This is a genomic window from Tissierella sp. (assembly GCF_032104385.1).
Classification (GTDB): domain Bacteria; phylum Bacillota; class Clostridia; order Tissierellales; family Tissierellaceae; genus Tissierella.
The window spans coordinates 33517-54623 of the sequence record NZ_DAMCHJ010000014.1 but is presented as its reverse complement, the minus strand read 5'-3'; the positions used below and the strand labels follow the sequence as shown (position 1 = coordinate 54623).

Here is a 21107-nt window from a genome sequence, read left to right as displayed (position 1 = left end):
CCTTACCTTAATTTAAACTATATTTCGGGGTCTCTATTGCAATCTTTTGAATAAACATATGAGAAAGGTTCATATCCTATAGCATAGGTTGCCTGTTGTACAAAAGGTCCCATCCATATGAAATCACCTTTTTTGACGGATACCCAGTTATTATCTAGATTATACATGCCTTCTCCAGTTAATAAATATGCTCCATGCTCTTGTACATGGGTTTCAATAAATGGATGTGATCCACCTGGTTGGAATGCTAGTATATGGAAGTTCATATCAAAGGATATATCCTTTGGAAGGAAGTCTACTATAGTAACATCTTCCATATCATCATAATTAACAACTTCTAAATTTTTAACATTATTACATACTACCCATGGTTCTTTTATTCCTTCAACAGGAACATATCTTTGTTTATAAAGAACAAATTTAGCGCTTTCATTTGAATTATTTTCAATAATCATACCTAAACTAGGAGGGCAGAATATATATCCTTCTTCAGTTAACTCATATTTTGTTCCATCAATTAAAACATCTAGTGAGCCTTCAACTACATATAAAAAAGTTTCAATTCCATTTCCGCCAAATCCCTTAGTATTTCTTCCACCAGCTTCCATTTCTACAAGATATTGAACAAAACTAGCACCTAGTTTTGGAGAAGCAACCACACTAATTGTACATTTTTCAAAGTGAGGAATAATATTATTAACAAGTCCTTCTGGTGTAATAAGAGCATAGCTGCCATGTCTTATAATGGATCTGCTGCTTAATAAATCATTACGATAACCCATAAATTAATTCTCCTTTCTATATTTTAAATTAATTATACTAAAAATTAATTATACTATATATATTATTAAATTAATTACACAAAAAACCTTTATCCAATACTGATAAAAATAAAACAACTTTTTATCCTTAATTCGATCTAATCAAGATATAAAATATAAATATAGCATAAAGTTAGATAAATAACAAACTGTAGGAGGGAGTCAAATGAAAAGGCTGAACATGACAAACAAGATTATGATCTCAATGGTTCTTGGTATGGTAATAGGACTAATTGTGGGGCCGGCAATTGCTCCAGTAAAAGTAGTTGGTGATATTTTTCTTCGTTTAATTCAGATGTCAGTAGTTGTTTTAATTATGGGTGCTGTTATTGAAGCTGTAGGAAGTTTAGATCCTAAAGAATTAGGTAAGTTAGGAGGAAAGATCTTTGCTTGGTTTATGGCTTTAACTGCATTGGCAGCGGCTCTTGGAATAGGTCTTGGTTATATAGTTAAACCAGGAGCAGGGTTAAATATGGATATGGGGGCTACAGCTATAGCTGCTTCAGAACAAACATTATCTGAAATGATAGTTGGCTTCTTTCCTACAAATATTATAGATGCTATGGCAAAAGCGAATATGATACAAGTAATTATATTTTCAATTTTATTTGGACTATCATTGAGTGTAATTGGTAAACAAGATAAGGATAATGTAGTTCTTAACTTTATTAGACATTTTAACGTAGCAATTTTAAATGTTGTTAAAATGGTAATGAATCTTGCACCAATTGGTATTTTTTCATTGTTAGCATGGGTTACTGGAACTATTGGTGTAAAAGTAATTGTTCCACTAGCTAAGTTCTTAGGTAGTATGGCTATAGGAACAGTAATTTATATGGTATTTTTAATTCTTATTTCTGCTGCATATGCTAAAGTTAGTCCTGTAAGACTAGCTAAGCATCTTTGGAAGATGACAGTTGTTGCTTTCACAACTACATCATCTGCCATTACACTTCCAACTAAAATGGAAGATAGTGAGATTAAACTTGGAGTAAGTAAAAGGATTTCTAGATTAGTTAATCCTCTTGGGATGGCTCTTAATAGTAATGGTTTGTCACTTTATCTATCATTAGCTTGTATAACATTGGCACAATTTTTTGGTATGGAGATGTCAATGATTGAATTAGTTAGAATAGTAGTATTATCGACTTTAGCTTGCTTAGGTACAGTTGTAGTACCTGGAGGTGGCTTAGTTGCACTTGCAACAGTTCTTCCGGCAATGGGATTACCACCAGAAAGTATTGCATTATTGGCGGGTATAGATTGGTTCTCAGGAATGTTTAGAACTGTACTAAACGTAGACAGTGATGCTTTAGTTGCTATGATAATAGCAGTTGATGAAAAAGAACTTGATTACGATATATTCAACGGTAAAAAAGTAATATCTAGCTCTAATTCATAGAGTAGACATAAATTTTGAAGAATCTTAACAAAATAGCCCCGTAGAGTTACAATGATGGGAGTTTTATCCTCAATGGATAATCACATTAAAGAAAATAAATAATGAAGAGGTGATAGAATGATAAGGAGATCTAATGAATATACTACAGAAGTAACTGAAGGTCTTAAAGGCGGCAAGGGATATGTAACTGTAATAAACTTCTTTGAGAAGGAAGATTTTTTAGGGAAGGGAAGATTATATGGAAAGTCCATTATAAAGCCAGGTAATTCCATTGGTTATCATACCCACCAAGGAGATCAAGAGGCATATTTTATATTAAAAGGAAAAGCATTATATAATGATAATGGTGTAGAAACGATTCTTGAGCCAGGAGATTTGGCTATTTGTCGTGATGGAGATTCTCACTCAATAGAATCTGCAGGAGAAGAAGATTTAGAATACGTTATGTTAATATTATATAATTAATTTATAGAATTTAGGAGGAATGAAAATGGTACAAAAATTAGTAGCAATACCAGGACCAACACCTGTAGTTAGAAGTATTCAAGATGAAATGGGCAGAGAAATTGTTGCATTTGGTGATCCAAGTTTTGTAAAAGATTATAAAGAATTATTAAATGATATGATGGAATTATGGGATGCAACAGGTCAAGTATTTGTAATAGCTGGAACAGGAACTATGGCAATGGAAATGGCAATTGCAAATACTATGAAGTCAGGAGATAATATTCTTATTGTATCTCATGGATTTTTTGGAAACAGATTTATTGAAATCTGTGAAAGAAGAGGTATCAATGTAGACTTAATTCAATCTGAGTGGGGACAAATAGTTCCAGTTGCAGATATTGAAAAGAAATTATCAGAAAAACATTATCATGCTATGACTGTTACTCATGTAGACACTTCAACAGGAGTAGCTGCACCAGTTGCTGAAATTGGAGAAATGATGAAAAAATTCCCGGAAACTTTGTATATTGTTGATGGAGTTTGTGCTACAGCTGCAGAACCAGAGAAATTAAATTCTATGAATATAGATATTCTTTTAACTGGATCACAAAAAGCTTTTGGAGTGTGTCCAGGACTTGCAATTCTTTGGGCAAGTGAAAAGGCTTTAGCAAGACGAAAATCCTTTGGTATGATTCCAGATTATTATGTTGATTTTGAGAAATGGATTCCAATAATGGAAGATCCTTCAAAATACTTTGCTACACCAGCTGTAAACCTTATTTGGGCACTTAAAGAATCAGTAAATATAATTAAAAAAGAAGGTATTGAAAATAGATACCAAAGACATATTAAGTATGCAAAGGCAACACAAGCTGCTCTTGAAGCGTTAGGATTTACTATTCTTGCAGAAAAAGACCATAGAGCAGTTACTTTATCAAATGTATTATATATGGACGGAATTAACGATGCAGAATTTAGAAAGATATTGGCAGAAGAAGGCGCTGTAGTAGCAGGAGGACTTGCAGCCTATGCAGGTAAGATGTTTAGATTTGGACATATGGGTAATATAGATGAGCATTATCTAGTATCTGTTCTTGGAGCTATTGAAAGAACTTTAGTAAGATGCGGAATTGAAATTGAAATGGGTAAAGGTGTAGGTACTCTATTAGCAAAATTAAGGTAGAGAACAGAATTTGAGATATCGTCTTATGGTGATAAGCCGTAAGACGATATTATTTTAATCAATTTTACAATGAGTTGATAAATCATTGTAATTCTTTTATCCATAATAGATAATGAATTAACATATTAAAAATAATATATTAATAGGGGGGCATTAATATAAAGTTTGCTGAAATTTTCATGAGGGGAAGTGTCAAAAATGAATACTGCTAAGGAATTAAATTTAGAAAAACAGACTGCTGATTTTATAGAATGGCTAAGTAAATTTGGAGAAAGTTCAGATGACGGTGTTACCAGATTATTATATACAGATTGTTGGATAGAAACTCAAGAAGCACTAAGAAATCTAATTAAAGAAAAAGGTTTTGGAGCATATTATGACGAAGTTGGAAATCTTTTTGGTAGATTAGAAGGAACTGACTTTAAAAACGAAACAATATTAACAGGCTCTCATATAGATACAGTAGTAAATGGAGGAAAACTAGACGGGCAGTTAGGTATAATAGGTGGCCTCATTGCTATGGAATACCTAAAAAATACTTATGGACAACCTCTTAGAAATATAGAAGTAGTAGCTATGGCAGAAGAAGAGGGCAGCCGATTTCCATTTACATTTTGGGGTTCAAAAAATATAGTTGGGTCAGTTAATAGGGAAACAGTGGCGGAACTAAAAGATGAAAATGACATAGGTTTCATTGAGGCCATGCATAAGGCAGGATTTGATTTTAAAAATAGTAAGGTTAGGGATGATTTAAAGGCTTTTATTGAACTTCATATAGAACAGGGCGGAGTACTTGAAATAGAGAAAAAATCAATCGGAATAGTAGAGCATATAGTCGGACAAAAAAGATATATGATAGAAGTTGAAGGTGAAGCTAATCATGCTGGTACGACTCCTATGGGTTATAGAAAAGATGCATTACATGGAACAAGCAAAATGATTTCAGAAATAATGGATCTTGCCATAAAATATGGTGATCCTCTTGTGGCTACTGTAGGTAAGGTAGAAGTAGTACCAAATACTACAAATGTTGTGCCGGGGAAAGTAATATTTTCCCTAGATGTAAGACATACTCAAAAAGATGCAATAATTAAATTTACAAATCAAGTAACAGAGAAACTTGAAGAAATAGCTAAAAAGATGAACTTAAAAATTAGCATAAACAATTATATGGACGGGGAGCCAGTACCTATGGATTCCAATTTAGTTAATATTATTAAAGGAGAATGTGAGGCAAAGGGTTTAAACTATAAATTAATGCATAGTGGTGCAGGACATGATTCTCAAATATTTGCAGAGCATATACCAACGGCATTAATATTTGTACCAAGTCATAAAGGTATTAGTCATAACCCAGCTGAATTTACGAAGATAGAAGATTTAACTGAAGGAATTAAAGTGTTAATAGATACATTATATAATTTAGCCTATAAATAATTTAATAATTGACATTAAACCAACCTAAATAAAATAACTTTCTTTTGATTTTAAGATTAAAAGGAAGTTATTTTATTATTTAATAGTGGTTTTATTTTATATAAGTATATAGTTTGTATTAATAAGATAAATCAATAATGAAAATTTATCCATATAGGACAAACCATAAGATTGTTAAAAATATTATAATCTTAGTAAGTCATAAAATATATACTTAAAACAATCATTATTCAAGAAAGAGGGGGAAGATATGTTCGATTTAATCGTAAAAAATGGTCAAGTAGTTACATCCCAAAGAATTTATAAAGCTGATATCTGCATAAAAAATGGTAAAATATCAGCAATAGTGGCACCTGAGTCTGATTTAGAAGCTAACAAGGTTATAGATGCAGGTGGTAAATATATATTCCCAGGGGCTATAGACACTCATGCTCATCTTAATGATCCAGGATATACATGGAGAGAGGATTATGAGCATGGAACAGCAGCAGCTGCTGCTGGAGGTATTACTACTATTATAGATATGCCTTTACAGAATGAACCAGCATTAACAGATGGAAAGATTTTTGATGATAAATATAAAGCTGTATCACCAAATGCATATGTAGATTATTGCTTTTGGGGAGGCTTAGTAGATTATAATTTAAATTCATTGGTAGAATTAGATGGAAAAGGATGTGTTGCTTTTAAATCCTTTATTGGACCAGTATCTCCTGATTATGTTTCTTTAACTATGGGGCAGGTAAGAGAAGCCCTTGAAATATTAAAAACAGTTGATGCAAGAGCAGGATTCCATTGTGAAGATTTTTCCATTATTAAATGGGAAGAAGGAAGAGCCATGAGAAAAGAAAACCAAACATGGGAGGACTTCCTAAATTCTCGTCCTTTAATGGCAGAAATAATGGCTACAAAAAATGTTATTGATTTGGCAAAGGAAATAGGGACCAAAATTCATATCTGTCATGTAAGCCACCCTGAAGTTGCAAAAATTATTCAGAAAGCACAACAGGAAGGTGTAGATGTTACTGGAGAAACATGCAGTCATTATTTAACTTTTAATAGAGATGATGTTATAAAAAATGGTAGTTTGTTTAAATGTGCACCTCCTTTAAGAGAAAAAGATGCTGTTGAAGAAATGTGGAAATATGTAGATAATGGCACCTTAAGCTGTGTTAGTTCAGACCATTCTCCTTGTGCCCTTGAGGAAAAAGATGAAAAAGCTCATGGAATCTTTGGTGCATGGGGTGGAATCAGTGGTATTCAGAATGTAATGCAAGTTACATTTAGTGAAGGAGTTGTAAAGAGAGGATATTCTCCAACTATATTAGCACGTACATTAAGTGAAGGACCTGCTAAGGCCTTTAGATTATATGGAAGAAAAGGGGCTATTGAAGTAGGATTTGATGCAGATATCGTAATTCTAGACCCAGAAAGAGAATGGGAAATTACCCCAGAGTCCTTAAAATACGTTAATAAAATTTCAGCATTCGTAGGTCTAAAAGGAAAAGGGTTGCCAGTTTGCACTATTTTAAGAGGAGAGGTTGTTGCTGAAGAAAATAATGTAATTGGTAAAAAAGGTTATGGACAACTAATAAAGAAATAAAAACTAGGATGGAGGAGAAACAATGACTACTATTGAGCATGAAGTGACTAAATTAAATCAAGAATTTGTTGAGAAAACAAAGCCAGAGTTATTGCCTACTAAGGAAAGAATAATGGACAATTTATCATATTTAGCAGCTTTCCTAGGGGGATGTGTTTCAATTGGAACATTTTCAATGGGTGCTAGTTTAATTGGTGTTTTAAACTTAACTCAAGCAATTGTTGCTATGGCCATAGGATGTTCTGTTATAGCTATAGCCCTTGTTTTATCAGGTTCTGCTGGACATAAATATGGGATTCCTTTTACTGTTCAGGCTAGAAGTTCATTTGGTGTTGATGGTGTAAAGATTCCAGGTTTCCTTAGAGGAATACCTGCTATTGTATGGTTCGGTTTTCAATCTTGGGTAGGTGCTGGTGCTATAAATGTCAGTTTAAAAACTATAACTGGCTTTGATAATATGCCAGTAGTATTTGTTCTTTTTACTGTATTACAAGTTGTTTTAGCTATTAACGGTTTTCATGGAATTAAATGGTTGGAAAATATAGCTGTGTTCTTTATATTAGGAACTCTTGGTTATATGTTTTATACTGTATATACAAAATTTGGAGTAGAAGTTGCTGCCACTATAACTAATATTAAAGGAACATGGGGATTGCCATTTTGGGGAGGAACCACAGCATTTTTAGGAATATATTCTACTATGATTTTAAATGGTTCTGACTATTCAAGAGAGCTGAAAAGAGAAACTAAGCCATTTATGACAGGCTCTCTTTATTGGTTATCTATTCTTCCTGCAACATTATTTATGGGATTAATTGGACTTATGGTCTCAGGAGCAACAGGAAATAATGATCCAGTAGCTGTATTTTCAACTGCTATGGACAATCAATTCTTAACTATTATGACATTAGTATTCGTTGCTTTTGCACAAGTTACTACAAATGTGCTGAATAATATAGTTCCACCTGTTTATGTACTTATGGATACATTCCATTTATCTTATAAGAAATCTGCGGTTTTAGTTGGAATTTTATCTATTTGTACATTCCCATGGTTGTTAGTAAGACCAGAATCTGCTGGAGGGTTGTCATTGTTTGTTCAAATATACTCAGCATTTTTAGGACCTATATTTGCAGTACTTGTAGTAGACTATTTTATTCTTAGAAAGAAGAAATTAAACTTAAATGAGTATTATAATACTGAGGGAATTTTTAAAGGAATAAACTGGGCTGGAGTTATAGCTATAATTGGTGGTTCAATAGTGTCTTTATTCTTTGTTCAAATATCTTGGTATGCAAGTTTGTTACCAACAGGATTATTATATTACTTTTTAATGAAAAACATGAAAAAAGCTGCTCCTTTTAGAAAAGGAACAATATTTGAATAAAATTAATATTTATAAACAAAATCACATTAAAAAACTTCGTCTTAGTTATATCTAAAGACGAAGTTTTATTTTATTATCAATTATTGATATGAAAAATGCATTTTCTTTAGTAAAATTTGATAATTAATTTGTTTTAAATTTGTATGATAATATAAATAAGGAAAGATTATAACTTCTTAAAATATTTTAAAGAATGGTGATTATATATGAGTTTACCAGTTAGTTTAGGTTTTTGGATTATGGCTTTTATTCCTATAGGTATGCTTCTGTTTCTTATGATAAAAGTACAATTACCAGCCTTTAGGGCTGCACCTATTTCATTAGTCATAGCAATATTTGTAGCAATATTCTTTTATAAAAGTGGAGTGAATTTAATCGTAAATGAGCTTTTAAAAGCTTTATGGAATTCTTTATCTATTATTTTGGTAATAATAACAGCTCTACTAATCTATGAAGTAACTAACGAAGCTAAGGCATTTAGTTCTATAAAGGAAAGTTTGGAAGAAATAGCACCAAATGAATTAGTTAGAATTTTAGGGCTTGGTATGGTTTTTGTAAGTTTTCTTCAAGGAGTAACTGGTTTTGGTGTACCAGTAGCAGTTACTGCCCCACTACTTATTGAGATGGGAGTATTACCAGTTTGGGCTGTGGTAATACCTCTTATAGGACATTCATGGGCAGGTACCTATGGAACACTTGCTGTTGCCTGGTCTTCCTTAGTAACACAAACAGGTATAGAGGGAAATATTTTAAATAGCTCAGGATTTTATGCAGGAATGTTTTTATGGATAATAAATATTTTGTCAGGACTTAGTATTTGTTGGTTCTATGGAAAAGATAAAGGCGTTAAAAAAGGTTTAGTTGCAGTTTTAATATTCTCTCTTATACAAGGAGGAGGACAACTGCTTCTTACTCAAATTAACGGTATTATAGCTAATTTTCTTCCAGGATGTATTGCATTATTAGGATTTATATTTATTAATAAGATTCCTATGTATAAAGATCCTTGGGGCATGGATGATAGTGAAATAATGAATAGAAATAAAAGTCAAGTTCTTTCAAAATCATCTGTGGATATAAAACTATATGAAAGTTTTTTTCCATATATAGTAATGACCATTCTTACATTGGTATTACTTATAAATCCGAAGATTAAAGGTGTATTAACAAATTTTAGTATAGGACCAAATTTTCCTATGACCAGTACAGGATATGGTTTCATAAACTCTCAGATAATAAAATATGCACCCTTTGCTCCCTTGGTACATCCTTCAACTTTCTTGTTAATATCTGCTTTGGCAGGTTATATATTTTATTTAAAAAAGGGCTATATAGAAAGAGGGAAGTTAAACATCATATTTAAAGGAGTGGCTAAAAAGGCTATTCCTTCAAGTATAGCCATAATCAGTCTTACTATGATGTCGAAAGTAATGAGTGGAACTGGACAAATAGATGTATTGGCAATTGGAGCTTCAAATATATTAGGAAAGAACTATGGATTTATAGCACCTTTTATAGGTTTAGTTGGTTCTTTTATTACAAGTAGTAATATGAGTTCAAATATATTATTTTCAAATTTTCAATTTACAACAGCTGAGTTATTATCCTTAAATCAAGGGGTAATCCTTGGAGCACAAACAGGCGGGGCAGCAATAGGAACTGCAGTTGCTCCAAACAATATCGTACTTGGTGCAACCACTTCTAATATTTTAGGAGAAGAGGGAAAAATTTTAAAGATAATATTATCCTTTGTACTAGGCATTATAGTGTGTTTTGGAATAATAACATATTTTTTAGCTACTTATATCTCATTGTAGATAAGGAGGGATACAATGTTATTTACTGTAATTAAGAAAAATTCTTATCAAGATTCAATCAATTTAATGCTTTTAACTAAACTATTGTCTTCAATGGATCATGTTAATCGAATATCTATAATGATGGGAACACCAGCGAATAAAGATATTTTTGCTAATTCTAATTTTTATACAGAGAAATTAGATGAAGCAGGACCAAATGATATTTGTATAGTAATTGATAGTGAAGAAGAAAGTATTGTTCCAAAGGTAGTAGAAGAAGTAGATAAATTTTTAAAGGATCAGTCAGTAGAATCAAAAAGAGATAAAATTCCTGTAGCAATGAGCTGGGATAGCAGTATGTCAAAACTTCCAGATGCTAATTTAGCACTTATATCAATTTCAGGAGAATATGCAGCAGAAGAGGCAAATAAGGGATTAGATAAAGGACTAAATGTTTTTATATTTAGTGACAATGTATCTATAGAAGATGAAAAGAAGTTAAAAGAAAAGGCAAGATCTAAAAATTTATTGGTAATGGGACCAGATTGCGGTACTGGAATTATCCACGGGGTTCCCTTAGCCTTTGCAAATGTTATAGAGAAGGGAAATATAGGTATAATAGGAGCTTCTGGTACTGGAATTCAAGAGGTAAGCAGTATAATTTCTAGAAAAGGAGCAGGTGTATCTCATGCCATAGGCATAGGAGGCAGGGATTTATCCTCAGAAATTGGTGGTATTACAGCAATTAGTGCATTGGAGTTGCTGTCTAATGATATTGATACAGAAGTAATTGTATTTATATCAAAACCTCCGGCTGAAGAAGTAAGAGATAGGATAATCGATATATTTAAAACTATAGATAAGCCAATAGTAGCTATTTTTATAGGGGAGAAGCCTCTGAAAAATGAAGGTAATATTCATTATGTATGGACTTTAGAGGAAGCAGCTATAAAGGCAATAGAGTTATCTAAAAGGCTATTACAAAGATTAGTACCAAATATAGATATACTTGTAAAAAGCAATAAACAAAAAGGAATAAAAGGCTTATATAGTGGAGGTACATTGGCTGCGGAAGCTGCAATGATAATAGAAGATAAATTAAATATTCAACATCAAAAAAATCATGATAAAGGTATTATGCTAAAGCATAATGAACATTTAATTATTGACTTAGGAGATGATGAATATACAAGGGGCAAGCCACATCCTATGATGGATCCAACTATTAGATTAGAAATGATGAAGGATATTTGCAAGGAAGAAGATACGGCTGTTGTTCTTCTAGACTTTGTAATAGGATATGGAGGACATGAAGATATTGCAGGGGAATTTGTTCCAGTTATTAAAAAGATTAAAAAGGATTTAGAAGAAAATAAAATAGAAATTGTATTTATAGCTTCAGTAACAGGTACTATGGCTGATCCGCAAATATATCATGACCAAGTAAGTAAACTTGAAAATGCAGGAGTTATAGTAATGGAAAGTAATGCTCAAGGAGTAATTATGGCTGCTGAAATAATCAAATATATAAATAGAGCTAGTAATAAAACAATGCTTACAAAACAAAGTATTTCATTGCTTACAGAAGAGCTAAAAGTAATTAATATAGGATTAAAACATTTTGCTGAGCCTATGGCAAAGTATGGAGCAGAAGTAGTTCATTACAAGTGGAAGCCTATAGCAGGGGGAAACAAATATTTAGCATCCATACTTTCAAAGTTGAAATAATAAGGAGGTAATCATATGAGGTCAATTGAAGAAGCAAATAAATTAGTTATACAGAAAATGACAGAAGCTCAACCTTTCCTAGTAGATGTAGTACCAGCAAAATCAGTGATAAAAGAATTAAATGGTAAGACTTTATTACATTCTGGCCCGCCAAATACATGGGAAAATATGGTTGCACCTATTCAGGGTTCTTGTATAGGAGCAGTATTATTTGAAGGCTGGGCTAAAAATGAAAAAGAAGCTAGGGAAATGTTAGAGTCTGGTGAAATAAAATTTATACCTTGCCATCATGTTAGTGCAGTAGGCCCAATGGGTGGTATAACTTCTGGTAATATGCCTGTTTTAGTAGTGGTAAATAAGACAGGAGGAAATTTAGCATATTGTACAATGAATGAAGGCATAGGAAAAGTTCTAAGATTTGGAGCCTATAGTGAAGAGGTAATAGATAGATTACACTGGATGAAGGATGTATTAGGACCAAGTATTTCCAAAGCCTTGAAGAAAATTGATGGTGGAATAAATTTAAATGTTATTATTGCAAAGGCAATTACTATGGGTGATGAGTTTCATCAAAGAAATATTGCTGCATCTACGTTGTTTTTCAAGGATATAGCCCCTTATTTAATTCAATTGGATATAAACCATGGTGATTTAGAAGAAGTGATGAAATTTTTAGCAGATACAGACCAATTCTTTTTAAATATTGCAATGGCCACTTGTAAAGTTGTTATGGACTATGCTAGAACCATAGAAGAAGGCAGTATAGTTACGGCCTTGACTAGAAATGGATATGAATTTGGTATTAGAGTAAGCGGACTTGGAGATCAGTGGTTTACAGCTCCAGTGAATACTCCCCAGGGTCTATTGTTTAGTGGATATAGTGAAGATGAAATAAGTCCTGATATGGGAGATAGTGCTATTACTGAATCCTTTGGACTTGGTGCTATGGCAATGATAGCAGCACCAGGAGTTACAAGATTTGTGGGTGCAGGCGGATTTGATGATGCATTGGCTATAAGTGAAGAAATGGAAGAAATTTGTATAAGTTCAAATCCTAATTATTCTATACCTACTTGGAATTTTAAGGGTACCTGTTTGGGAATTGATATTAGAAAGGTAGTAGAAACTGGAATTACTCCTATAATCAATACAGGTATGGCTCATAAGGAAGCAGGAATTGGACAAATTGGAGCAGGAACAGTTAGAGCACCTTTAGCTTGTTTTGAGAAAGCACTTGTTGCATTGGCTGAAAGATACGGTGTTTTAGGAGATGAAGAATAAGATTAAGGTAACTGTTTATAGTAAAGAAGTTATTTCAATTTTAAAGGAAGAACCTTTAGCATACGTACATTCTATATTTAAGAAAAGCATGAACATTAAAATTAAAGATAGATTGATTCATTTAGGAAGAGAAGAAGAAGGGGTTTCTCCATTTAGTATTTGTATATCTAGGGATAATGTAGATAAATTAGTGGATAAGTTTAAAATTGGCGATGAATTATACACAAAGAATTTTAATTTTGAAGATGCTGATATTTTTGATCCAAAGCTTTCAGTTTATGGATGGGAAGAAAATTTAGCTAGAAATATAGATTTGTTAAATTCAATAGTTGCAATTAATCCAAATTGGAAATCTGGTATAGAAGTTGATATTAGTGATGAAAGTTTTCCTGACAAAATAATTGGTAAAGGTCTAGGTCTTACTCCAAGCGGTGATGATGTTTTAGTAGGACTATTAGCCATATTACAAGCTACTGGAAAAAATAAAGGATTAGTAGAAAAGATTAAAAATTCCATAAAAAATAATGGGAGAACTAAAACTACAGATATATCCTATGAATATTTAGATTATGCAGTGCAAGGTAAATTTAGCAAAGTAGTTAAAGAAACTTGTATAGATTTAATTATAGGAGACAAATATAAAATATTAAATTCAGCAATGAAGTTAATTCATATAGGACATACATCTGGGATGGATACGTTAAAAGGAATATTATTAGGAGCTGTTTTTAGAAATTAAAAGGAGGAAATTATATGTATAGAGAATTAGTAATACCACAAAGAACAATAATGACACCAGGGCCTGTAGAAGCAGAGCCAAGAGTTCTTAGAATTATGAGTGCACCAATATTAGGTCAATATGATCCTAACTTTTTACAAATAATGGATGAAACAATGGAGTTAATAAGATATATATTCCAAACTAAAAATCACCAAGCTTTTACTGTAGATGGAACTGCTAGGGCAGGAATAGAAGCTGTGCTTTCAGGTATAATAGAGCCAGGTGACAAAGTTTATGTTCCTATATTCGGTAGATTTGGACATCTTCTAACAGAGATATCTAAAAGAGCAGGAGGAGATGTGTATACTACTGAAATTGAATGGGGCAAGACTTATGAATTTGAGGATTTGAAAAAAGAAATCATGAAGGTTAATCCTAAGGTAGTAGCTATGGTTCATGGAGAAACTTCAACAGGACGTATGCAACCTTTAGAAGAACTAGGAAAATTCTGTCGTGAAAATGATATATTATTAGTAGTAGACGCAGTTGCCACATTAACAGGTGCAGAGTTTAAGACTGATGATTGGAATATAGATGCTGTAATTACTGGAACACAAAAATGTTTATCAGTGCCTACTGGTATGGCACCCTTAACATATAATGAGAGAGTTGAAAAAATATTAAAGGAAAGAAGAAAAGTAGAACAAGGTCTACAATTTGATTCACATAATGATAGAATGATAAGTACAAATTATCTTGACTTAAGTCAAATTCAAGAGTATTGGAGTCCATCTAGATTAAACCACCATACAGAAGCTACTACAATGTTATATGCATTGAGAGAAGGACTTAGAATAATTAGAGAAGAAGGACTTGAAGCTAGAATTGCTCGCCATTCATTAAACGAAAAGGCTCTAGTAGCAGGTATAGAGGCTATGGGATTAGAAGTATTTGGTGATAAGGTAAATAAAATGCCAACGGTAACATGTGTATCTGTACCAGAAGGAATCAAAGAATCTGAGATACGTATGGGAATGATAGAAGACTTTGGAGTAGAAATAGCAGCAGCCTTTGGTTCATTATCAGGCAAGATTTGGAGAGTAGGTTCCATGGGATACAGTAGCCGTAAGGAAAACGTCCTAAGAGTACTTTCTGCATTGGAAGCTACATTAATCAGAAAGGGAGCCAAAGTAAATAGAGGAGAAGCACTACAAGCAGCTTTAGATATATATGATGAACAAAAATAATATTAAAACTTTAATAACTTCAGTTTTTGGTGCCTGGCACCAAAAACTGAAGTTGTTTTATTTTTTGCAGTAATAAGATAAATTTAAAAAGTTCTTTTATCTATAAGGGATAAACAAAACATTGTTAAAAATAATATAATATTGGTAAATAAAGTGAAAAAGGAGGAAAGTAGATTAACAATTATGTGTCAAAGTGTGTGTTAATATTAATTAGGAGGTAAAATGATGAGTACAGTAGATAATATTGTTCTAGATGATATTGGACATGATGGACAGGATGAATCTTTATATCCTGTAAAGGAACGTATTTTGGATAATTGGTCTTATTTATTTGCGTGGTTAGGTGGTTGTGTATCAATAGGAACTTTTACTTTAGGCTCAAGTATGACTCATGAACTTAATATTATTCAAGCATTAGTAGCAATGTTTATAGGTGCAACTGTTGTAGCAGTTGGCTTAGTATTTAATGGTAAGTTTAGTCATAAATATGGTGTACCTTATACAATTCAGCTTAGATCTGCTTTTGGTATAAAAGGTTCTAAACTTCCAGGATTTATAAGAGGGGTTCCAGCAATAATATGGTTTGGTTTTCAATCATGGGTAGGTGCATCAGCTATTAATATGGTATCATATTCTTTATTTGGATATGAAAATCAAGTATTATTTTTTATACTTTTCCAAATAATACAAATAGCTTTAGCAACTACAGGATTTAAGGGAATAAAATGGCTAGAAAACATTGGCTCCATATTTATTTTATTGACTCTTACTTATATGTTTTTTAGTGTAATAAGAAAATATGGTGCAGTAATATCTTCAGAAATAGTAGATTTTGAAGGTTCATGGGGACTACCTTTCTGGGGTGGAGTTACAGCATTTACTGGAGTTAACTGTACAGTGCTCCTAAACGTAGGAGATTATGTAAGAAACTATAAACAAGGAACAAAACCTGCAATTACAGGATTAATATATTGGGCAGCCATATTGCCAATAACTATATTTATGGGTATGATTGGGCTTATAGTATCAACTGCTACTGGAATGGCAAATCCAATAGATGTATTCTCATCTGCAGTAGATAATCAATTTTTAGTAATTGTTACAATGATATTTATAGCAGCAGCACAGGTTACTACAAATGTTTTAAATAATATATTACCTCCATCTTATGTATTGATGGATACTTTTAAACTTCCATTTAAAAAATCAGCTATAATTGTTGGGCTACTTTCATTTGCTACATTCCCATGGAAGCTAATTAGTCCAGAATCAGCAGCAGGACTTAATCTATTTGTACAAGCTTATTCGGCATTTTTAGGGCCAATATTTGCAGTATTGATCGTTGATTATTTCTTTATTAAAAAAGAAAATGTTAATTTGAAAGATTTATATGATACTGAAGGACCTTTTAAAGGAGTGAACTGGGCGGCTATTATTGCTATTATAGTAGGTGCAGTTGCAGCTTTAGTAGAAGTAAGATTATCATGGTATGCAAGCCTTCCACCTACAGCATTAACTTATTATATTTTAATGAAGAAAATGCCATCATCAAAAACATATTGGTAAAATCCTAGAAATTTAATAGATAGGGGGAATATGTAATGAGTAAATTTGATTTAATAATTAGAAATGGAATGGTAGTTACAGACAAGTTAGTGGAAAAGTTAGATATAGCAGTAGTTGATGGTTCAATAGTTGAAATAGCACCTGAAATATCAGGAACTTCAAAGGAAGAAATAGATGCAAAGGGCAAGTATATATTGCCAGGTGGATATGATTGTCATGTTCATTTTAATGAACCAGGTCGTACAAATTGGGAATCATTGCTTACTGGTACCAGTTCTCTTGCAGCTGGAGGAATGACTTCATTTACAGATATGCCACTTAACTCTACGCCAGTGACTACAAATGGAAAAAATTTTGATTTAAAGCTTGAAGCTGCTAAGAAAAATTCATTAGTTGATTATAGTTTCTGGGGAGGATTAACACCTGATAACTTAGAAAAATTAGAAGAATTGGCAGAAAGAGGAGTAGTTGGCTTTAAAGCTTTTACATGTTTTAGTGGTTTAGAAGAATTTGAAGGTGCAGATGACTGGACTTTATATAGGGGGATGGAAATAGCTGCCAAGCTAGGTTTGCCAGTATCAGTTCATGCTGAAAATAGGGATATAACAAATAAATTAACTGAGAAATTTATTAAAGAAGGTAAGACTTCACCTAGGGATTTCTTAAACTCTAGACCAGAAATTTCAGAAGTTGAAGCTGTTCAAAGGATTATATTATTTGCTGAAGAAACTAAATGTAAACTTCATATTGCTCACATTAGTACTGCAAAGGCTGTCAAGTTAGTTGTTGAGGCTAGAAGAAAAGGTATAGATGTAAGTTGTGAAACAGTTTCCCAATATCTAACATTTACAGAAGATGATTTAGAGGGACTGGGACCAATAGGAAAATGTTGTCCGCCTCTTAGGGCAAAGGATACAAAAGAGAAACTATGGGAACATGTTGCTGCAGGAGATGTAGATGCAGTTTGTTCAGACCATTCACCAGCACCTTTTGAATTGAAAAAAGACAGTAACTTCTTTAAGGTCTGGGGTGGAATATCAGGATGTCAATCTACAATGAATGTAATGCTTACGGAAGGATATCATAATAGAGGATTATCCCTTGTGGATATTTCTAGGTTATTGTCACTAAATCCTGCAAAAAGATTTGGAATAAAAAACAAAGGAGCAATAAAAGAAGGATACGATGCTGATATGGTTTTAGTAGACTTAAATGAGAGCTTTACTTTAAAAGCAGATGATTTATTTTATATGCATAAAGTCAGTCCGCTTGTAGGGTTAGAATTTAAAGGAAAGATTGTAAGGACTATTCTTAGGGGAAAAACTATATTCCAAGATGGAAAGATAATATCTGAACCTATAGGAAAATTCTTAAGACCTTAATATATCGTAATGCCCCAAATAACTTCTTTTTTTGGTGCCAGGCACCAAAAGAGGAAGTTATTTTATTTTTATTGTAGTATAATGTAAATAAATATAAGAGGAGGGGATATAGTGGATTTGATACTAATAAACGGAAAAATTCATACTATGGATGAAGAAAGAAATATAGTTGAAGCTATTGGTATTAAAGGGGATATTATTGAAAAAAGAGGTAGTAATGAAGAAATAATGACTCTAAAAAATAATAATACAAAAATTATTGATTTAGAAGGAAAAGTAGTATTGCCAGGATTTAATGATAGCCATATGCATTTATTAAGTTACGGATATTCTTTAAATAGGATAGAACTTGGAGGGGCAAATTCTATAGATCAGATAAATAGTGTAATAAAGAATGTTATAGAAGAAAAAGCTATAGAAAAAGGGGAATGGGTTAATGGCAGGGGCTGGAATCAAGACTATTTCATAGGAGAAAAGAGATTCCCTACAAGATATGATTTGGACAATATATCTTTAGAGCATCCTATTTTAATAGGAAGAGCATGCGGACATATTGTTGTAGTAAATAGCAAGGCATTAGAGTTGTTAAATATAACAAAAGACACACCGCAAGTAGATGGGGGACATTTTGACTTAGATGAAAATGGAGAGCCTTTGGGGATATTTAGGGAAAATGCTCTTGGATTAGTATATTCTAAACTGCCTAGCCCTACAGTAGAGGATATAAAGAATATGATGGTAAGGGCTATTGAAGATTTGAATAAATATGGAGTTACTTCAGTTGGAACAGATGATTTTGATGCATTTCCAGATGTAGATTATGAAAAAATAATATTGGCATATCAGGAATTAAAAGAAGAAAATAAATTGAAGGTAAGAGTATATGAGCAATTTTTAATTCAAGATAAACATAAATTGCAAAGTTTCATAGATAAAGGATATAGTACGTCTTGGGGAGATAAGTTTTTTAAACTAGGACCTTTGAAATTACTGGTGGATGGTTCTTTAGGAGCTAGAACAGCGGCACTGACCGAGGCTTACTCTGATGATTGTAATAATAAGGGTATAACTAAATTGTCTCAAGATGAATTAGATATTATAGTAGATTTAGCAAACCAATATAATATTCAACTGGCGATTCACGGTATAGGAGATAGGGCGATGTATATGGCTTTGGAAAGCATAGAAAAGGCTTTAGACAAGAATCCTAAGGATAATCATAGACATGGTATAGTACATTGTCAAATAACCGATGAAGAACTTTTAAATAAACTTGCAGAACTACAAATAATTGCTTATATTCAACCTATATTTTTAGATTATGATTGGAAAATTGTAAGGAGTAGAGTGGGAGAAGATAGAGAAAGCACCTCATATAATTGGAAGACTATGCTAGATAAAAATATAACTATAGCCTGTGGCTCTGACTCTCCTGTAGAAACATTTAATGTGATGAAAGGAATATATGAGGCTGTTACAAGAAAAGATTTAGAGGGAAATCCACAGGGAGGATGGTTACCAGAACAGAAATTAACAGTAGATGAAGCAGTATATGGTTATACTATGGGAGGAGCTTATGCTTCATTTGAAGAAAATATAAAAGGCTCCTTAGAAGAAGGAAAGTTTGCGGATATAGTTGTATTATCTAAAGATATATTTAATATAGAAGAGGATAATATAAAAGATGTAGAGGTTGTAGCTACTATATTTGGTGGAGAATTAGTATAAGAACACAGGGACAAGTCTTCCGCTCTAAAACTGGAACGGAAGACTTGTCCTTATGTTTAAATATTTCAAAAAGTTGCATAATTGACTTTATTCTAACTAAGTGTTATAATGTTACAATGAAAAAGCGACATAATAATTCCTGCATAATTAAGTATTTGAGGCATTTAATTCATGTCTTTAATAAAATAAAAGGGAGGAATTTGAATGAAGAGAAAGGTATTTTTATTGATTTTGTCAGTGAGTTTAATCCTGGGCTCTCTAGCTGGATGCGGAACCAAGGAAACATCGGGTTCAGATAGCAGTAGTGATGTTATTAAAATAGGTGTATTTGAGCCTATGACAGGGTCTAGTGCAGCTGGTGGAGAGATGACAGTAGAAGGTATTAAGCTAGCTAATGAAAAAGTAGGAGAAGTATTAGGTAAAAAAGTAGAATTAGTAATAGTAGATAATAAGTCAGATAAGGTTGAGGCGGCAAATGCAGCATCTCGTCTTATTGATAAGGATAAGGTAGTTGCAATTATAGGTAGTTATAGCAGTTCATTATCTATGGCTGCAGGAGATATTGTTAAGGCTGCCAAAGTTCCAGCAGTGGGTTGTTCACCAACTAATCCACTTGTTACTTTAAATAATGATTATTATTTTAGAGTATGTTTTATTGATCCATTCCAAGGTACAGTTATGGCTAATTATGCATTTAACGATTTAGGTGCAAGTAAAGCTGCTATAATTCAAGACGTACAACAAGATTACTCCGTAGGACTTTCCACATATTTTGAGCAAGCGTTTGTAGAGTTAACTGGTTCTCAAGATTCTATAGTTGGAAAAGCTTCTTATAATACAGGAGATCAAGATTTCTCAGCTCAATTAACTAATATAAAATCTTTAAATCCAGATGTAATATTTGCACCAGGAAATTATGGTGAATCAGCTTTATTAATTAAACAAGCAAGAGATTTAGGTATTACAGTTCCAATTCTTGGGGGAGACACTTGGGAAGCTCCAGAGTTTATAGATATAGGTGGTGCTGCAGTAGAAGGTGCAGTATATAGTACACACTTTACTTCGGAATCTCCTGTAACAGAAGTATCTAAGACTTTCTTAGAAGACTATAAAGCTAAATTTAATAAAGATGCTAACGCTTTTGCAGCTTTAGGTTATGATGCTTATATGGTAATTATAGATGCTATTGAAAAGGCTGGTTCAGCTGATTCGGTGGCTATAAAAGAAAAGCTTGCAGAAACTAAGGATTTTATAGGTTCAACAGGAGCTATTACTTTGGATGAGAATGGAGATGCTGTTAAATCTGCAGTCATAAATCAAGTAAAAGATGGTAAGTTCGTTTATCTAACAACAGTAGAGCCAATAAAATAAGTTA

At 32.6% G+C, this 21107-nt stretch carries 16 protein-coding genes; 15 read left to right on the top strand and 1 reads right to left on the bottom strand.

The genetic code is table 11. The features are described 5' to 3' along the window. Nucleotides 1–17: 17 nt before the first annotated feature. On the bottom strand, nt 18–782 hold the full coding sequence (gene allE / locus RT714_RS13030; RefSeq protein WP_313758193.1) for a (S)-ureidoglycine aminohydrolase: 765 nt from the start codon (nt 780–782) through the stop codon (nt 18–20). A 205-nt stretch (nt 783–987) separates the two neighbouring features. On the opposite strand from allE, the gene RT714_RS13025 reads away from it, so the two are divergent. The 15 genes from RT714_RS13025 (at nt 988) to RT714_RS12955 (ending at nt 21103) form a co-directional block, all read left to right on the top strand. Then, nucleotides 988–2223 carry a dicarboxylate/amino acid:cation symporter gene (locus RT714_RS13025; RefSeq protein WP_313758192.1) on the top strand — a complete coding sequence of 412 codons (1236 nt, stop codon included), beginning with the start codon at nt 988–990 and terminating at the stop codon, nt 2221–2223. Between the two features lie 117 nt (nt 2224–2340). Continuing rightward, nucleotides 2341–2688 (top strand): cupin domain-containing protein, encoded by a 348-nt coding sequence (locus RT714_RS13020; protein WP_313758190.1) that lies wholly within the window; start codon nt 2341–2343, stop codon nt 2686–2688. Between the two features lie 25 nt (nt 2689–2713). Further along, entirely contained in the window at nt 2714–3853 is a 1140-nt protein-coding gene (locus tag RT714_RS13015) for an alanine--glyoxylate aminotransferase family protein (RefSeq protein ID WP_313758189.1), read from the top strand. Nucleotides 3854–4051: 198 nt separating this feature from the next. Continuing rightward, nucleotides 4052–5290, top strand: coding sequence for an allantoate deiminase (gene allC, locus RT714_RS13010; RefSeq protein WP_313758188.1), 1239 nt, complete (start codon nt 4052–4054; stop codon nt 5288–5290). 250 nt (nt 5291–5540) lie between these two features. After that, nucleotides 5541–6893 carry an allantoinase AllB gene (gene allB, locus RT714_RS13005; protein ID WP_313758186.1) on the top strand — a complete coding sequence of 451 codons (1353 nt, stop codon included), beginning with the start codon at nt 5541–5543 and terminating at the stop codon, nt 6891–6893. 22 nt (nt 6894–6915) lie between these two features. Continuing rightward, nucleotides 6916–8280: an NCS1 family transporter gene (locus RT714_RS13000; RefSeq protein WP_313758185.1), complete on the top strand. Its 1365-nt coding sequence runs from the start codon at nt 6916–6918 to the stop codon at nt 8278–8280. A 206-nt stretch (nt 8281–8486) separates the two neighbouring features. Next, nucleotides 8487–10097 (top strand): L-lactate permease, encoded by a 1611-nt coding sequence (locus RT714_RS12995; RefSeq protein ID WP_313758184.1) that lies wholly within the window; start codon nt 8487–8489, stop codon nt 10095–10097. A 15-nt stretch (nt 10098–10112) separates the two neighbouring features. Beyond that, the gene (gene fdrA, locus RT714_RS12990) at nt 10113–11807 is read left to right on the top strand and encodes an acyl-CoA synthetase FdrA (protein WP_313758182.1); all 1695 of its coding nucleotides are present in this window, start codon (nt 10113–10115) and stop codon (nt 11805–11807) included. A gap of 15 nt (nt 11808–11822) precedes the next feature. Then, nucleotides 11823–13088: a DUF1116 domain-containing protein gene (locus tag RT714_RS12985; protein ID WP_313758181.1), complete on the top strand. Its 1266-nt coding sequence runs from the start codon at nt 11823–11825 to the stop codon at nt 13086–13088. Continuing rightward, nucleotides 13078–13827, top strand: coding sequence for a DUF2877 domain-containing protein (locus RT714_RS12980; protein WP_313758179.1), 750 nt, complete (start codon nt 13078–13080; stop codon nt 13825–13827). Before RT714_RS12985 ends, RT714_RS12980 begins: the two co-directional genes overlap by 11 nt. A 14-nt stretch (nt 13828–13841) precedes the next feature. Next, the gene (locus RT714_RS12975; RefSeq protein WP_313758177.1) at nt 13842–15056 is read left to right on the top strand and encodes an alanine--glyoxylate aminotransferase family protein; all 1215 of its coding nucleotides are present in this window, start codon (nt 13842–13844) and stop codon (nt 15054–15056) included. A 225-nt stretch (nt 15057–15281) separates the two neighbouring features. Then, nucleotides 15282–16622, top strand: a complete 1341-nt coding sequence (locus RT714_RS12970) for an NCS1 family transporter (RefSeq protein WP_313758176.1) — start codon at nt 15282–15284, stop codon at nt 16620–16622. A gap of 35 nt (nt 16623–16657) precedes the next feature. Then, nucleotides 16658–18004 carry an allantoinase AllB gene (allB, locus tag RT714_RS12965; RefSeq protein ID WP_313758175.1) on the top strand — a complete coding sequence of 449 codons (1347 nt, stop codon included), beginning with the start codon at nt 16658–16660 and terminating at the stop codon, nt 18002–18004. Between the two features lie 111 nt (nt 18005–18115). Further along, nucleotides 18116–19732, top strand: a complete 1617-nt coding sequence (locus RT714_RS12960; protein WP_313758174.1) for an amidohydrolase — start codon at nt 18116–18118, stop codon at nt 19730–19732. Nucleotides 19733–19936: 204 nt separating this feature from the next. Beyond that, entirely contained in the window at nt 19937–21103 is a 1167-nt protein-coding gene (locus RT714_RS12955) for an ABC transporter substrate-binding protein (RefSeq protein ID WP_313758172.1), read from the top strand. Nucleotides 21104–21107: the final 4 nt, after the last annotated feature.

Bases quoted from the DNA above. Each gene is read 5' to 3' on its own strand.
- RT714_RS12975 (WP_313758177.1), top strand. From the start codon at position 13,842: ATGTATAGAGAATTAGTAATACCACAAAGAACAATAATGACACCAGGG.
- allC (WP_313758188.1), top strand. From the start codon at position 4,052: ATGAATACTGCTAAGGAATTAAATTTAGAAAAACAGACTGCTGATTTT.
- allE (WP_313758193.1), bottom strand. From the start codon at position 782: ATGGGTTATCGTAATGATTTATTAAGCAGCAGATCCATTATAAGACAT.
- RT714_RS12955 (WP_313758172.1), top strand. From the start codon at position 19,937: ATGAAGAGAAAGGTATTTTTATTGATTTTGTCAGTGAGTTTAATCCTG.
- allB (WP_313758186.1), top strand. From the start codon at position 5,541: ATGTTCGATTTAATCGTAAAAAATGGTCAAGTAGTTACATCCCAAAGA.
- allB (WP_313758175.1), top strand. From the start codon at position 16,658: ATGAGTAAATTTGATTTAATAATTAGAAATGGAATGGTAGTTACAGAC.
- fdrA (WP_313758182.1), top strand. From the start codon at position 10,113: ATGTTATTTACTGTAATTAAGAAAAATTCTTATCAAGATTCAATCAAT.
- RT714_RS12980 (WP_313758179.1), top strand. From the start codon at position 13,078: ATGAAGAATAAGATTAAGGTAACTGTTTATAGTAAAGAAGTTATTTCA.
- RT714_RS13020 (WP_313758190.1), top strand. From the start codon at position 2,341: ATGATAAGGAGATCTAATGAATATACTACAGAAGTAACTGAAGGTCTT.
- RT714_RS12985 (WP_313758181.1), top strand. From the start codon at position 11,823: ATGAGGTCAATTGAAGAAGCAAATAAATTAGTTATACAGAAAATGACA.
- RT714_RS13025 (WP_313758192.1), top strand. From the start codon at position 988: ATGAAAAGGCTGAACATGACAAACAAGATTATGATCTCAATGGTTCTT.
- RT714_RS12995 (WP_313758184.1), top strand. From the start codon at position 8,487: ATGAGTTTACCAGTTAGTTTAGGTTTTTGGATTATGGCTTTTATTCCT.
- RT714_RS12970 (WP_313758176.1), top strand. From the start codon at position 15,282: ATGAGTACAGTAGATAATATTGTTCTAGATGATATTGGACATGATGGA.
- RT714_RS13000 (WP_313758185.1), top strand. From the start codon at position 6,916: ATGACTACTATTGAGCATGAAGTGACTAAATTAAATCAAGAATTTGTT.
- RT714_RS13015 (WP_313758189.1), top strand. From the start codon at position 2,714: ATGGTACAAAAATTAGTAGCAATACCAGGACCAACACCTGTAGTTAGA.